Here is a 13,461-nt window from a genome sequence, read left to right on the forward strand (position 1 = left end):
GATCAGATCTCCGATGCCAGCTCGTCGAGCAGCGCCTTGTGGGCGTTGGCGTCGATTTCGCGCTTGAGCAGCTTTTCGGCACCGCTCACGGCCAGCGCGGACACCTGCTTGCGCAGATCTTCACGGGCACGGTTGGCGGCAGCTTCGATCTCGGCGTGGGCCAGTTCTTTCTGGCGGTTGGCTTCGACGATGGCTTCGTTCTTGGCAGCATCAACGATCTGGTTGGCGCGGGCATGGGCCTGATCGATGATCTCGTTGGCCTTGGTGCGCGCATCCTTCAGGGCATCGTTGACCTTTTCCTGCGCCTGGGCCAGATCTTTCTGGCTGCGGTCGGCAGCGGCGAGGCCTTCAGCGATCTTCTGCTGACGCTCTTCGATGGCGTTCATCAACGGCGGCCAGATCTTGGTCGCGATGATCCAGATCAGACCGGCAAACGCCAGTCCCTGGGCAACGAGGGTAAAACCGATATCCATGGGGTTCGCTCAATCGGGGGTGACGGGGTGGATGGGCCGCCTGGGCGGCGCATCCGATCCTTCATCCGCGATCAGGCGCACAAGGCGCCTGATCGTTTCGCTGTTGCTGGATTAACCAGCAACCTGCGGCAGGCGTGCAACGAACTCGCCGATCATCGGGTTGGCGAAGGCCAGCAGCAGGCCGACGGCGACCGAGATGATGAACGCGGCGTCGATCAGGCCGGCGGTGATGAACATGCGGACCTGCAGAACCGGAATCAGTTCCGGCTGACGGGCAGCCGATTCCAGGAACTTACCGGCCATGATGGCCAGACCGAGACCGGCACCCAGCGCGGCCAGGCCGATCATGATGCCGACGGCGAGGACGGTGGAGCTCTGGACTTGGGCGAGGTTGGTCAGGACGGCGAAGTACATGGTTTTCTCCTGGAACTTTGAATAGCTAAGGGTTTAGAAACAAACGGATGAAGGGTGAAGCGGAACTCAGTGAGCGTCTTCCGACAGGCTCAGGTACACGATGGACAACATCATGAAGATGAACGCCTGCAGCGGAATCACCAGCAGGTGGAACAGCATCCAGCCCAGGCCGAATGCACCGCCCGCGATTGCACCGGCGATACCGGCACCGCCCAGCACCCAGATCAGCAGGAAGACGATCTCGCCGCCGAACATGTTGCCGAACAGTCGCATCGCCAGCGAAATCGGCTTGCTCAGCCACTCGACGATGTTGAGGATCAGGTTGAACGGCAGCATCCACTTGCCGAACGGCGCGGTCAGGAATTCCTTGGTGAAGCCGCCCAGACCCTTGGAGCGCAGGCCGAAGAACAGCATCAGGAAGAACACGCTGATCGACATGCCGAGGGTGGCATTGACGTCGGCGGTCGGGACCGGCTTCCAGAACGCGTAATCATGCGGATGGGCAGCGCCCATCTGGCCTGCCGCCCACTCGGTGAAGGCGTTCATCGGGAAACCGATGAAGTCGGCCGGGATCATCTTGATGAGGTTCATCAGGAGGATCCAGAAGAAGATCGTGATCGCGATCGGGGTCACCAGCTTGCTGGTGCCGTGGTAGGTGTCCTTGGCCTGGCGGTCAACGAACTCCAGGCAGATCTCGACGAACGCCTGCCACTTGCCCGGAACGCCGGCGGTCGCCTTGCGCGTGGCCAGCCAGAAGCCGAACACCATGACCAGGCCCATCAGGAGCGAGGTGGCGAGAGTATCCAGATGCAACGCCCACGGGCTGTCACGCATCACCACAAGATTCTGCAGGTGATGTTGGATGTAGGAGGTGGGAGTTAGCGCCTCGCCTGCCATGTGTCCGGAACCTTGAGTTAAATAAATTGGATCAGCGCCTGGCCAGAGCCAGGACCTGGAACATCAACCCGACGGCGATACCGGCCAACAGCGCCAATGCAGGCAGCTTGAAGACCAGGAACCCCACCATCAGGACGCCGAATACGAGCACCCACTTTGCCACGACTGCCAGGATCAGGCGGGTCATCGCCGAGCCTGCCGCCTGCACGCCGCCACCCAGCGCCATCCGCGCCGCCACCCAACCGGCCGCCGAGACCGCCACGCCGGAGACCAGCGCCCCCAGGGCTGCCTTCGGGCCACCCCACAGAAGCAGGGCCAGAGCCAGGACAGCCACTGCAGCGAGCGGGTAAACCGCTGCGCGCAGCATCAGTCGCCGACCCGCGTCAACGGAGTTCAGCACGTGAATGTCCTGCATGGTTGTGAGTAGGAAAGGCCGAGGCCGCAAGCAACCGCCTCGTCGAGCCGCCAAATTATAGCAATGGGACAATTTGAGAGACAACCGGTCCCTGTTCATCCCGGATGTGAGCAACCCGTTGGACGCGCCCAGAGGCCTGTTCCACCGACGGTCCAATCCCGTCAGGACAGGGGTGGACGATGATGCGATGCAGCATATTGAACTTTGGTCGCACCCCACGGTCTGATCGATCAGCCTGCTCCTGAATCCTCGTCGGCGTCCCGCGAGCAGGCCAGTACCGGGTGACCCCGAAGCCCTCTCGGGGTCACCCTTTTTTTTGCGGCGGTGGCGCCGGCGCCCGCCTCTTGTCCTGCCCTGACCCGCGCCATAACGCCATTGGACCACGGTACCGGCCACCGCGCCGGACCGGGGGTCATTCCGCGCGCATGAACGGTACACACAGCGTCCACCATACGTTCACGAATGGTGGACGCCGGTCTGGGCAGAGTGATGTCACATCAATGAATCACTGCAAGGACACACACCGATGCGCCTGATGCTTTCCCTCCTCGCCCTGCCACTGGCCGTGGCTGCGATCACCCATGCCGAGACCGCCAGTGCCGCCGAGGGCGACGACCGCTTCGCGCTGCGCCTGGGCGCGATGAACATCGATTCGGACAACACGCTCCGCGGCAGTACCACGGTGGCGGGCCAGGACGTGGGCTTCGATGAGGACTTCAAGCTTGGCGGCAAGGAATGGGAACCGCGCGTGGACGGGATGTTCCGCATCAGCGACCGCCAGCGCCTGCTGTTCAACTACTTCAAGTACGACAAGGATCGCCGCGAAACGCTGGATGACGGCATCAGCTTCGGCGGCGTCAATGTCCCGGCAGGCAGCTTCGTCAAGGGCGAGCTGAAGTATCAGGTGGCCAGCCTGGTGTACGACTATTCGGTCGTGGACACCGACACGTTCGACCTGGGCCTGCAGATCGGTGCCGAATACGCCAAGGTCAGCACCAAGGCCTACGCCGACGTGGGCGATCTGTACCAGGGCCGCTTCCTGGATGAGAAGACCGACGGCGTGGCCCCGGTGGTCGGCGCACGCCTGAGCTTCACCCCGTCGGAAAAGTGGATGATCACCTTCCAGGGCCAGTACCTGAACACCGACTGGGGCAACTTCGACGACTACAAGGGCGACCTGAGCCGCGCCAATGCCATCGTCGATTACCGCCTCACCCAGAACTTCGGCCTCTTCGCCGGCTACGACTGGTTCAAGCTCGACGCCGACAAGAAGGGCAGCGACGGCACCATCGGCCTGAAGCAGGAATTCAAGGGCCCGGTGGCCGGTATCAGCGTCACCTTCTGACCTGCAACAACGGCTCTCCAAACGCGGCAACAGGGTGACCTGTTGTCGCGTTTTCGTTTGGGCGCGGCAAAAGCGCGCGACGTCAAAGGCACGGCGCCCACGGCGTACGGGGGGAGTGCACCGGGCAGCCCATGCCAGGACACGCCGTAAACCCGTCCGTGGGGGCTCGATGGCGGCATCCATGCCGCCAACGGTCCTGGCATGGGCCGCCCGGCGCGCGTCCACGTGACAACGGAGGCGCCACGCAGTTGAAGTTGACGTTGCTGTTGAACAGAAAAACCCGGCTTTCGCCGGGTTTTTCCATTGAACACGCATCACCACCAACAGATGGCGGGCGCTTACTTCTTCTTGGGCATGTACAGATCGGTGATCGTGCCGTCGTAGATTTCCGCGGCCATCGCCACCGATTCGCTCAGCGTCGGATGCGCGTGGATGGTGTGGCCGATGTCTTCGGCCTCCGCACCCATCTCGATCGCCAGACCGATTTCGGCCAGCAGGTCACCGGCGTGCACACCGACGATCGCGCCGCCGATGATGCGGTGGGTCTCTTCGTCGAAGATCAGCTTGGTGAAGCCTTCGGTACGGCCGATGCCGATCGCGCGGCCGCTGGCGGCCCACGGGAACTTGGCCACGCCGACCTTCAACCCCTTGGCCTTCGCCTCGGTCTCGGTCACGCCGACCCACGCGATTTCCGGATTGGTGTAGGCCACCGACGGAATCACCCGCGCCACCCACTCCTTCTTCTCGCCTGCGGCCACTTCCGCCGCCAGCTTGCCTTCGTGCGTGGCCTTGTGGGCCAGCATCGGGTTGCCCACGATGTCGCCGATGGCGAAGATGTGCGGCACGTTGGTGCGCATCTGACGGTCGGCGGGAATGAAACCGCGCTCGGTCACCTGCACGCCGGCCTTCTCGGCATCGATCTTCTTTCCGTTCGGGGAGCGGCCCACCGCCACCAGCACGCGGTCGAAGGTGGTGGCCTCCAGGCCCGGCTTTTCGCCTTCCACGGCGGCCTCGAAGGACACGGTGATGCCGGCCTTGTCCGCCTTGACGTCGGTCGCCTTGGTCTTCAGGTGCACCATGATGCCCTGCTTCTTCAGGCGGTCGGCCAGCGGCTTGACCAGGTCCTTGTCGGCGCCCGGCATCAGCTGGTCCATGAACTCGACCACGGTCACTTCGCTGCCCAGCGCACCGTATACGGTGGCCATTTCCAGGCCGATGATGCCGCCACCGACCACCAGCAGCTTGCCCGGCACCTCGGCCAGTTCCAGCGCATCGGTGGAGTCCATGACGCGCTTGTCGTCCCACGGGAAGTTCGGCAGCTTCACTGCCTGCGAGCCGGCGGCGATGATGCACTGCTCGAAGAGCAGCAGCTGGGTCTTGCCGTCGTCGCCGACGATCTCCAGCTCATTGGCCGACACGAACTTCGCCAGGCCCTGCACCGTGCGCACCTTGCGCTGCTTGGCCATGCCGGCCAGGCCCTTGGTCAGCTGCGTGACCACTTTTTCCTTGTAGCCGCGCAGCTTGTCCAGGGTGATGGTCGGCTTGCCGAATTCAACGCCGAAATCACCGGCATGGGCGACTTCATCGATCACTGCGGCGGCATGCAGCAGCGCCTTGGAGGGAATGCAGCCCACGTTGAGGCAGACGCCACCGAGGCTGGCGTAACGCTCGACCAGCACGGTGTCCACACCCAGGTCGGCCGAACGGAAGGCTGCGGTGTAACCGCCCGGGCCTGCGCCCAGCACCACCATCCTGCACTCGATGTCGGCCGGCTTGCCCGAGGACAGCGCCGGCTGCGGCGCGGCCGGTTCGGCCGGGGCGCGGTGCGAGGGGGTCACCGGCGGCTTGCTGGCCGGTGCAGCCGGGGCGGGTGCCGCAGCGGCAGCCGGGGCAGCCGGGGCAGCCGCGCCTTGGGCCTCCAGCACGACCACCACGTCGCCTTCGGACAGCGAGTCACCCAGCTTGACCTTGATTTCCTTGACCACGCCAGCGGCCGAGGACGGCACTTCCAGCGTGGCCTTGTCCGATTCCAGCGTGACCAGGCCCTGGTCCTTCTTCACTGTGTCGCCCACCGCGACCAGCAGTTCGATTACCGGCACATCGCTGTAATCGCCGATGTCGGGAACCTTGATTTCAATAGCGGCCATTCGTGTTCTCCTGGTGCTCAGCCGGCGTTGCCGCCGAGCAGTTGCTGCAGTTCGTCGAGCGACTCGTCCAGATCCTGCCAGCGACGGTCGAGCTTCTTTTCCTTGGTGTCGCTGGCTTCGATCAGCAGCGCCACCTGTTTCATGATCACTTTGCCGGCGCCGCACTCCGGCCGCGTGCCGCTGTAACGTTCGCCATCGACCATGAAGGACAGCACTTCGCCATCCAGCACGGGCGCCTTGCGGTCGGCGGGGACGCCGGCGTTGAGCGCGGCCTTCCAGCTGCGCATCAGGCGCTGCGCCAGCGCCGCCGGGATCCGCACCTGGTACTGGTCCGGCTCCTGGTCCACGCGCAGCTCCAGGCCCCCCTGGCGCGCACTGTTGTTCCAGTTGTACACGCGCTTGTCGGCGCGGCTGAAGCGCAGGGTCCATTCCTGCTCATCGGTGCCGGGCAGCAGCGCCACGCCAGTCTCGACACCGCTCTTGGGCAGGGTCACCAGCGACAGCGCGGGCTGCGCCTTGCCATCGAACAGGGTTTCCACCGCCTGGCCGTAGTTGCCTACGGCCGGCGGCCAGCCACGACCGAGGTCGATGCTGCAGCCGGCAGCGCCTGCCTGTGCCGCCGGCAGGAGCGCCAGCAGCGCCATCGCATGGAGCCGGACTCTGCCCGGCTGCGATGCCAGGCCTTGCCTCACAGCAGCACGCGCCGCATGTCGGCCAGCACCTGCGACAGGTAGGTGGTGAAGCGTGCGGCCAGCGCACCGTCGATGACGCGGTGGTCATAGCTCAGCGACAGCGGCAGCATCAGCTTCGGCGCGAATTCCTTGCCGTTCCAGACCGGCTGGATCGACGACTTGGACACGCCCAGGATGGCCACTTCCGGCGCATTGACGATCGGGGTGAACGCCGTGCCGCCGATACCGCCCAGCGAGCTGATCGAGAAGCAGCCACCGCTCATGTCGGCCGGGCCCAGCTTGCCGTCGCGAGCCTTCTTGGCCAGTTCGCCGGATTCCTGCGCGATCTGCACCACACCCTTCTTGTCCACATCGCGGATCACCGGCACCACCAACCCGCTCGGGGTGTCGGCGGCGAAACCGATGTTGAAGTACTTCTTCAGGGTCAGATTCTCGCCGCTCGCATCCAGCGAGGCGTTGAACTCGGGGAACTTCTTCAGTGCCGCGGCGCTGGCCTTGACCAGGAAGGCGAGCATGGTCAGCTTGATGCCGGCCTTCTCGTTTTCCTTGTTCAGCGCCACGCGCAGGGCTTCCAGCTCGGTGATGTCGGCCTGCTCGAACTGGGTGACGTGCGGAATCATCGCCCAGTTGCGCGCCAGGTTGGCGCCGGAAATCTTCTTGATGCGCGACAGCGGCTGGACCTCGACCTCACCAAACTTGGCAAAGTCGACCTTCGGCCAGGGCAGCAGGTTCAGCCCGCCGCCGGCGGCAACGGTGCCGCCGGCCGCCGGCACGCCGCCGGTCAGCGCGGACTTGACGAACTTCTGCACGTCGCCCTTGGTGATGCGGCCACCCTTCTCGGTACCGGTCAGCTGGTTCAGATCGACGCCCAGCTCACGGGCGAACACGCGCACCGCCGGGGAGGCGTACGGGACCTTCTGCGGCAGCACGCTGTCGGCGCTGAACTGCACCGGCGGGCTGCTCGGGGCGCCGGCCGACGGCGCGGCGGCGGCCGGGGCGGGCTGGGTCGGCTTGGACGCGGCCTGCTCGATCTCGCGCGCGGCCAGCTTGTCCGGCTGCGCCGGGGCGGCGACCGGCTCGACCTTGGTCGCGGTCTCGGCAGCGGCCGGTGCGGCAGCGGCAGCAGCAGCGGCCGGCTTGGCCTCGGCCTCGCCTTCGGCCACTTCGATCAGGGCCACGACCTTGCCCTCGGAGAGGTTGTCGCCGACCTTGACCTTGATTTCCTTGACCACGCCAGCCACCGAGGACGGCACTTCCATCGTGGCCTTGTCCGACTCCAGCGTCACCAGACCCTGGTCCTTCTTGACGGTATCACCAACGGCGACAAGCACCTCGATTACCGGGATATCGCTGTAGTCACCGATATCGGGGACAAGTGCTTCCTTGATTTCGGCCATGGGGATAACTCCGGCAATCTGGTGTAGGGAATCCTCTATTGTGGGGGCAGGAGGCGCTAGCGCCAACCTGCTTGTGCCAATTTCAATGCCCCTGTCCCGGGACAGGCTGTTTCAGCGCGCGTTACATGCACGGCCGCCGCCCGTGGCCGCGTGACCAGTCGGTGCCGTATTGTCCGCCTTGTCCCCCGCGTCCCTGCCGGCAGAGGCCGCCCTCAACCGGTCAACGCCGCGGCCAACGGCGCCCACGCCACCTGCAGGCGCGGCAGCGGCCAGGCCGCGTTGGCCGGGCTGGTCGACGGCAGCGACCACACCGGCAATGCCTGCGCCCGCGCCGACAGCGACGGGGCGATATGCCGCAGGAACGCACGGTGCGCCGTGCCACCGTTGCAGCAGATCGCGCGCAGGGCCGGCAGCGTGTCAATCAGGTCCGGCAGTGCATTGGCCTCTTCACTGCCGCGCACGATCGACGCATCCAGGCTGCCGGCGCGCTCGCAGCGGCCGATCACGTCCCACACGCCCACGCCTGCGGCCAGCAGCGCCTCCATGCGCGCGGCGTAGGGCAGCGTCGCATCGACATCGCACAACGCCGCCATCAGCGGCCAGAACCGGTTGCGCGGATGCGCGTAGTACTGCGCCGCCTGCAACGAGGCGATGCCGGGCATGGAACCGAGCACCAGCACGCGCGCATGCGCATCGACCTGCGCAGGAAGCCCTTGGCACTGCATGGTGTTCATCACTCCACGTCCAACTGCATGAATGTCCAGCGTCGCATGATCACCCGTCTGCGCAGCGGTTCCGCGCTGTTCGCTGAACGGAACAAACCAATTTTTAACGCGCGTCGGATGCGATTCATGTTTCGGGGACTACGTTTGGCCCACCCCGGAACAAGGGGTCCAGAACAAAAAAACACCGAGGAGATTCCCCCATGCGCTCCATCCGCACCCTGACCCTGGCAACCCTGACCGCGCTGGCCTTCGCACCGGCCGCATTCGCGCAGGACACCACCACCACTGACACCGCTTCGGGCAAGCATTTTGCCGTGGTCGGCGGCGTCTCGCTGCTGCAGCCGAAGAACGACCCGCTCGACGGTGTGCGCAAGGTGGATGGCGGCCCGGCCCCCACGCTGAGCTTCAGCTACTACATCAACGACAACTGGGCCGTGGAACTGTGGGGCGCCGCCGACAAGTTCGACCACCGCGTGCGCGGTACCGATGGCGCGCGTCTGGGCACCGTCGAGCAGCAGCCGATCGCGCTGAGCGGCCAGTATCACTTCGGCCAGGCCGACAACGTGTTCCGTCCGTTCGTGGGCGTGGGCTACTACGAGTCCAATTTCAGCAATGAGAAGCTGGCCAGCGATGTCGGCCACATCGGCCTGGAAACCGCCAAGGGCGCCATTGGCACCGTCGGCGTGGACATGAACATCAACAGCACCTGGTTTGCCCGCGCCGATGCCCGCTACATGCATTCGCGTCCGGAACTGACCGTCAACGGCGACGGCACCGGCGACAAGGCCAAGCTGGACCCGTGGACCGTGGGCTTCGGCATCGGCGCCCGCTTCTAAGCGCCACCCCGCATCCAGGTACGTTCGCGACGGGCCCCTCAACGGGGCCCGTTGTCGTTTCCGGACCGTGCACTTTCATCGGGTCTTGTCCGCGCGTGATCGACACTGCCGGCACGGACCCATCCGGGTCCACCCCGGGGAAGCGATGAGCGATACCTTCGACGTACTGGTGGTGGGCGGCGGCATCAACGGCGCCGGTATCGCCCGCGATGCCGCCGGGCGCGGGCTGTCGGTCTGCCTGTGCGAGCAGGACGATCTCGCCGCGCATACCTCCAGCGCCAGTACCAAGCTCGTCCACGGCGGCCTGCGCTACCTGCGCAACGGCGAGTTCGCCCTGGTGCGCAAGGCGCTCAACGAACGCGAAACCGTCCGCCGGCTGGCGCCGCATCTGGTCCGCCCCACCACGTTCGTGCTGCCGCATGCCTCGCTGCTGCGACCGGCCTGGGTACTGCGCGCCGGCTTGTGGCTCTACGACCACCTTGGCCAGGCCAACGCCCATTTCCCGCCGTCGCGACGCCTGCGGCTGGCCACCGATCCGGCCGGCGCAGCGCTGCAGCCGCAGTACCGTACCGGTTTCAGCTACGCCGATGCGCGCGTGGACGATGCGCGATTGGTGGTCCTCAATGCGGTGGATGCGCACGAACGCGGCGCCCGGATCCGGGTACGCACGCGTTGCGAGCAGCTGATCCGCCACCGTGACCACTGGTGGGCAGTGCTGCGCGACGCCAACGGCGATGTGCAGCGCGTGCGCACGCAGTGCGTGGTCAATGCCGCCGGGCCGTGGGCAGGCCAGCTGCTGGAGCGTGCCGGCCTGGATGCACCGATCGGCCTGCGCCTGGTGCAGGGCAGCCACCTGGTCGTGCCACGCCTGTTCGCGCATGACAGCGCCTATGTGTTCCAGCAACCGGATCAGCGCATCGTGTTCGCCATCCCGTACGAGGACGACTTCACGCTGATCGGCACCACCGACACCGACTACGACGACGACCCCGCCCAGGTGCGTCCACGCGATGACGAACAGGCCTATCTGCTGGCGGCGGTCAACCGTTACCTGCGCGTCCCGGTGCGGGACGCGGACATCGTGTGGCGCTTCAGCGGGGTGCGCCCGCTGCTGGCGGACCATCACCGCGATGCGTCCAAGGTGACCCGCGACTATCGGCTGGACCTGGATACCGGCGGGGCGCCGCTGCTCAGCGTCCTGGGCGGCAAGCTCACCACCTATCGCGCCCTGGCCGAGGAAGCGCTGGACCGGCTCGGCCCCCACCTGCCCCACGCCGGGCCGGCGTGGACCGCACACGGCGCGGTCTTGCCCGGCGGCGATGGCGGTGATGGCGCGGCGGTCGCCGCATGCCTGCAGCAGTCCCATCCGCAGCTGCCGGCGGCCCTGCTGCAGCGTCTGGCCAGCAGTTATGGCACCCGCGCCACACGCCTGCTGGGCGGTGCGCAGTCGCTGGATGCGCTGGGCCACGACCACGGCGGCGGGCTGTATCAGCGCGAGCTGGACTATCTGGTCGCGCACGAGTGGGCGCGGACCGCCGATGATGTGTTGTGGCGACGCACGCACCTCGGGCTCCGCATGCAGCCAGCCCAGTGCGAGGCATTGGCCGCGCACCTGCAGGCCCGCGCGGCGATGGCGTAGGCTGGGCGGGTCGCTGCGACATGCGCAGGGTTGCCAGGGAGTCAGTGATGGACAAGCAGTACGTGCTCGCGATCGACCAGGGCACCACCAGTTCGCGCGCGATCCTGTTCGACCGCGACGGCCGCATGGCCGGGAGCGCCCAACGCGAGTTCACCCAGCTGTTCCCCGAACCGGGCTGGGTGGAGCACGATCCACGCGAGATCCTCACCAGCGTCTACACCACGATCACCGAGCTGTTGAACCGCCAGCAGGTCGAGCCGCGCCACATCACCGCCATCGGCATCACCAACCAGCGCGAAACCACCGTGGTGTGGGACAAGGCCACCGGGCAACCGATCCACAATGCGGTCGTGTGGCAGTCGCGGCAGAGCCACCCGCTGTGCGAACGACTCAAAGCCGACGGCCATGAGCCGTTGATCCGGCAGCGCACCGGTCTGGTGATCGACGCGTACTTCTCGGCCACCAAGATCCGCTGGATCCTCGACCATGTTCCCGGTGCGCAGGCGCGGGCCGAGCGCGGCGAACTGCTGTTCGGCACCATCGACACCTGGCTGGTCTGGAACCTCAGCGGCGGTCAGGCGCATGTCACTGATCCGAGCAATGCCGCACGCACCCTGCTGTTCGATATCCACGCGCGGCGCTGGGATGATGCACTGCTGGCGCTGTTCAACATTCCACGCGCGATGCTGCCCGAGGTCCGCAGCTCCAGCGAGGTCTACGCGACCACGCGGTCGCAGTTCTTCTTCGATCAGCACATTCCCATTGCCGGCATCGCCGGCGACCAGCAGGCCGCGCTGTTCGGCCAGGCATGCTTCGAGCCGGGCATGGCCAAGAACACCTATGGCACCGGCTGTTTCATGCTGATGAACACCGGCGACAAGGCCGTGGAATCGCACAATGGCCTGCTGACCACGTTGGCCTGGGGCATCGACGGCCGGGTGGAGTACGCCCTGGAAGGCTCGATCTTCGTCGCCGGGTCGGTGGTGCAGTGGCTGCGCGACGGATTGCGCATGTTCGGCAAGTCCAGCGACTGCCAGGCGTATGCAGAGCGCGCCGAGGACAACGGCGGCGTGTACCTGGTGCCGGCCTTTGTCGGGCTGGGCGCGCCGTACTGGCGCAGCGATGTGCGCGGGGCGATGTTCGGGCTGACCCGTGGCACCACCAAGGAACATTTCATCCGCGCGGCGGTGGAGTCGATGGCCTACCAGACCCGCGACGTGCTGGCCGCGATGCAGGCCGATGCCGGCATCGAGCTGAAGGAGCTGCGCGCCGACGGCGGTGCGATCGCCAACGACTTCATGGCGCAGTTCCAGAGCGACCTGCTTGGCGTGCCGGTGCTTCGCCCGCAGGTGGCCGAAACCACCGCGCTGGGCGCGGCCTATCTGGCCGGGCTGGCGACCGGCTTCTGGACCAGCCGCGCGCAGATCGCCGAACAATGGGCCGTGGACCGCCGTTTCCAACCGCAGATGGCGGCGGCGCGCCGCGAGGCGCTGTATGCCGGCTGGCAGCAGGCCGTGGAAGCGACGATGGGCTTCCGGGTCACATCACCGGCGTAATGCCGGCCGCCGGCCGGCATTGCGTCCCCATCGCCATCAGAACGCCGGCAGCACCGCGCCCTTGTATTTCTCGGCGATGAAGGCCTTCACGTCGGGGCTGGTCAGCGCCTTGGCCAGCTGCTGCACGCGGGCATCGTCCTTGTTGTCCGGGCGCGCGACCAGGAAGTTCACGTACGGCGAATCCCGGCTCTCGATCGCCAGCGCGTCCTCGGTCGGATTGAGCCCGGCATCCAGCGCGTAATTGGTGTTGATCAGGGCCAGATCGACCTGGTCGAGCACGCGCGGCAGCATCGCCGAATCCAGCTCGCGGAACTTGAGCTGCTTGGGGTTGGCGATGATGTCACGCTGGGTGGCCAGCGCATTGGTCGGGTCCTTGAGGGTGATCAGGCCGGCCTTGTGCAGCAGGATGAGCGCGCGGCTGTTGTTGCTTGGGTCATTGGGAATCACCACGTCCGCACCGGTGGGCACCTCATTGAGCGTCTTGAAGCGGCGCGAGTAGGCGCCGAACGGCTCGATGTGCACGCCGATCACTTTGACCAGATCGGTCTTGCGGTCGCGGTTGTAGGCATCCAGATACGGCTCGGTCTGGAAGTAGTTGACGTCCACCTGCTTCTGCACGAGCTGGTCGTTGGGCTGCACGTAATCGTTGAACACGCGCACGTCCAGTTCCAGCCCTTCCTTGGCCAGGATCGGCTTGACCTGGGCCAGGATCTCGGCATGCGGAACGGCCGTGGCGGCGACCACCAGCTTCTTCGTGTCGTTGCCGGACTTACCGCAGGCGGCCAGGGCCAGCGACGCGGCCAGCAGCGGGAGCAACAGGTACTTTTTCATGGGGGGACAATCCGGGGGGGGGCTGCGACAGCCTTCAACGATACCGCAGGCACCGCCCCCCCGGGTACCGGGGCCACATGACGGTGGGGCATGA

At 66.1% G+C, this 13,461-nt stretch carries 13 protein-coding genes; 4 read left to right on the forward strand and 9 right to left on the reverse strand.

What is annotated here, in order from left to right:
• Positions 1–2: 2 nt before the first annotated feature.
• The 4 genes from GDJ08_RS10210 to GDJ08_RS10225 all read right to left on the reverse strand — a co-directional run bounded on the left by GDJ08_RS10210 (position 3) and on the right by GDJ08_RS10225 (position 2,184).
• On the reverse strand, positions 3–473 hold the full coding sequence (locus GDJ08_RS10210; RefSeq protein WP_017354882.1) for a F0F1 ATP synthase subunit B: 471 nt from the start codon (positions 471–473) through the stop codon (positions 3–5).
• Positions 474–584: 111 nt separating this feature from the next.
• Complete coding sequence (gene atpE / locus GDJ08_RS10215; RefSeq protein ID WP_017354883.1) at positions 585–887, reverse strand: F0F1 ATP synthase subunit C; 303 nt, start codon at positions 885–887, stop codon at positions 585–587.
• A gap of 66 nt (positions 888–953) precedes the next feature.
• Entirely contained in the window at positions 954–1,784 is an 831-nt protein-coding gene (atpB, locus tag GDJ08_RS10220; protein ID WP_017354884.1) for a F0F1 ATP synthase subunit A, read from the reverse strand.
• A 31-nt stretch (positions 1,785–1,815) separates the two neighbouring features.
• A complete protein-coding gene (locus tag GDJ08_RS10225; protein ID WP_026070583.1) occupies positions 1,816–2,184 on the reverse strand; it encodes a hypothetical protein in 369 nt (122 codons plus the stop codon).
• Positions 2,185–2,734: 550 nt separating this feature from the next.
• Between GDJ08_RS10225 and GDJ08_RS10230 the strand changes: the two genes are divergently transcribed.
• A complete protein-coding gene (locus tag GDJ08_RS10230; RefSeq protein ID WP_026070584.1) occupies positions 2,735–3,544 on the forward strand; it encodes a hypothetical protein in 810 nt (269 codons plus the stop codon).
• Between the two features lie 338 nt (positions 3,545–3,882).
• Here GDJ08_RS10230 and lpdA read toward each other — a convergent pair whose 3' ends face one another.
• From lpdA to GDJ08_RS10250, 4 genes are all read right to left on the reverse strand, one after another.
• Positions 3,883–5,691, reverse strand: coding sequence for a dihydrolipoyl dehydrogenase (gene lpdA, locus GDJ08_RS10235; RefSeq protein WP_153164810.1), 1,809 nt, complete (start codon positions 5,689–5,691; stop codon positions 3,883–3,885).
• 17 nt (positions 5,692–5,708) lie between these two features.
• Positions 5,709–6,335: a hypothetical protein gene (locus GDJ08_RS10240; protein ID WP_153164811.1), complete on the reverse strand. Its 627-nt coding sequence runs from the start codon at positions 6,333–6,335 to the stop codon at positions 5,709–5,711.
• Positions 6,336–6,379: 44 nt separating this feature from the next.
• On the reverse strand, positions 6,380–7,780 hold the full coding sequence (aceF, locus tag GDJ08_RS10245; protein ID WP_153164812.1) for a dihydrolipoyllysine-residue acetyltransferase: 1,401 nt from the start codon (positions 7,778–7,780) through the stop codon (positions 6,380–6,382).
• 212 nt (positions 7,781–7,992) lie between these two features.
• Positions 7,993–8,514: a DNA-deoxyinosine glycosylase gene (locus tag GDJ08_RS10250; protein WP_153164813.1), complete on the reverse strand. Its 522-nt coding sequence runs from the start codon at positions 8,512–8,514 to the stop codon at positions 7,993–7,995.
• Between the two features lie 191 nt (positions 8,515–8,705).
• Between GDJ08_RS10250 and GDJ08_RS10255 the strand changes: the two genes are divergently transcribed.
• From GDJ08_RS10255 to glpK, 3 genes are all read left to right on the forward strand, one after another.
• A complete protein-coding gene (locus GDJ08_RS10255) occupies positions 8,706–9,341 on the forward strand; it encodes an OmpW/AlkL family protein (RefSeq protein WP_017354786.1) in 636 nt (211 codons plus the stop codon).
• A gap of 145 nt (positions 9,342–9,486) precedes the next feature.
• Complete coding sequence (gene glpD / locus GDJ08_RS10260; protein WP_017354787.1) at positions 9,487–10,980, forward strand: glycerol-3-phosphate dehydrogenase; 1,494 nt, start codon at positions 9,487–9,489, stop codon at positions 10,978–10,980.
• 47 nt (positions 10,981–11,027) lie between these two features.
• Positions 11,028–12,536 carry a glycerol kinase GlpK gene (gene glpK, locus GDJ08_RS10265; RefSeq protein WP_153164814.1) on the forward strand — a complete coding sequence of 503 codons (1,509 nt, stop codon included), beginning with the start codon at positions 11,028–11,030 and terminating at the stop codon, positions 12,534–12,536.
• 36 nt (positions 12,537–12,572) lie between these two features.
• Here glpK and GDJ08_RS10270 read toward each other — a convergent pair whose 3' ends face one another.
• Positions 12,573–13,367, reverse strand: a complete 795-nt coding sequence (locus GDJ08_RS10270) for a MetQ/NlpA family ABC transporter substrate-binding protein (RefSeq protein ID WP_153164815.1) — start codon at positions 13,365–13,367, stop codon at positions 12,573–12,575.
• Between the last annotated feature and the right edge of the window lie 94 nt (positions 13,368–13,461).

Source organism: Stenotrophomonas nematodicola, from assembly GCF_009467805.1.
GTDB lineage: Bacteria > Pseudomonadota > Gammaproteobacteria > Xanthomonadales > Xanthomonadaceae > Stenotrophomonas > Stenotrophomonas nematodicola.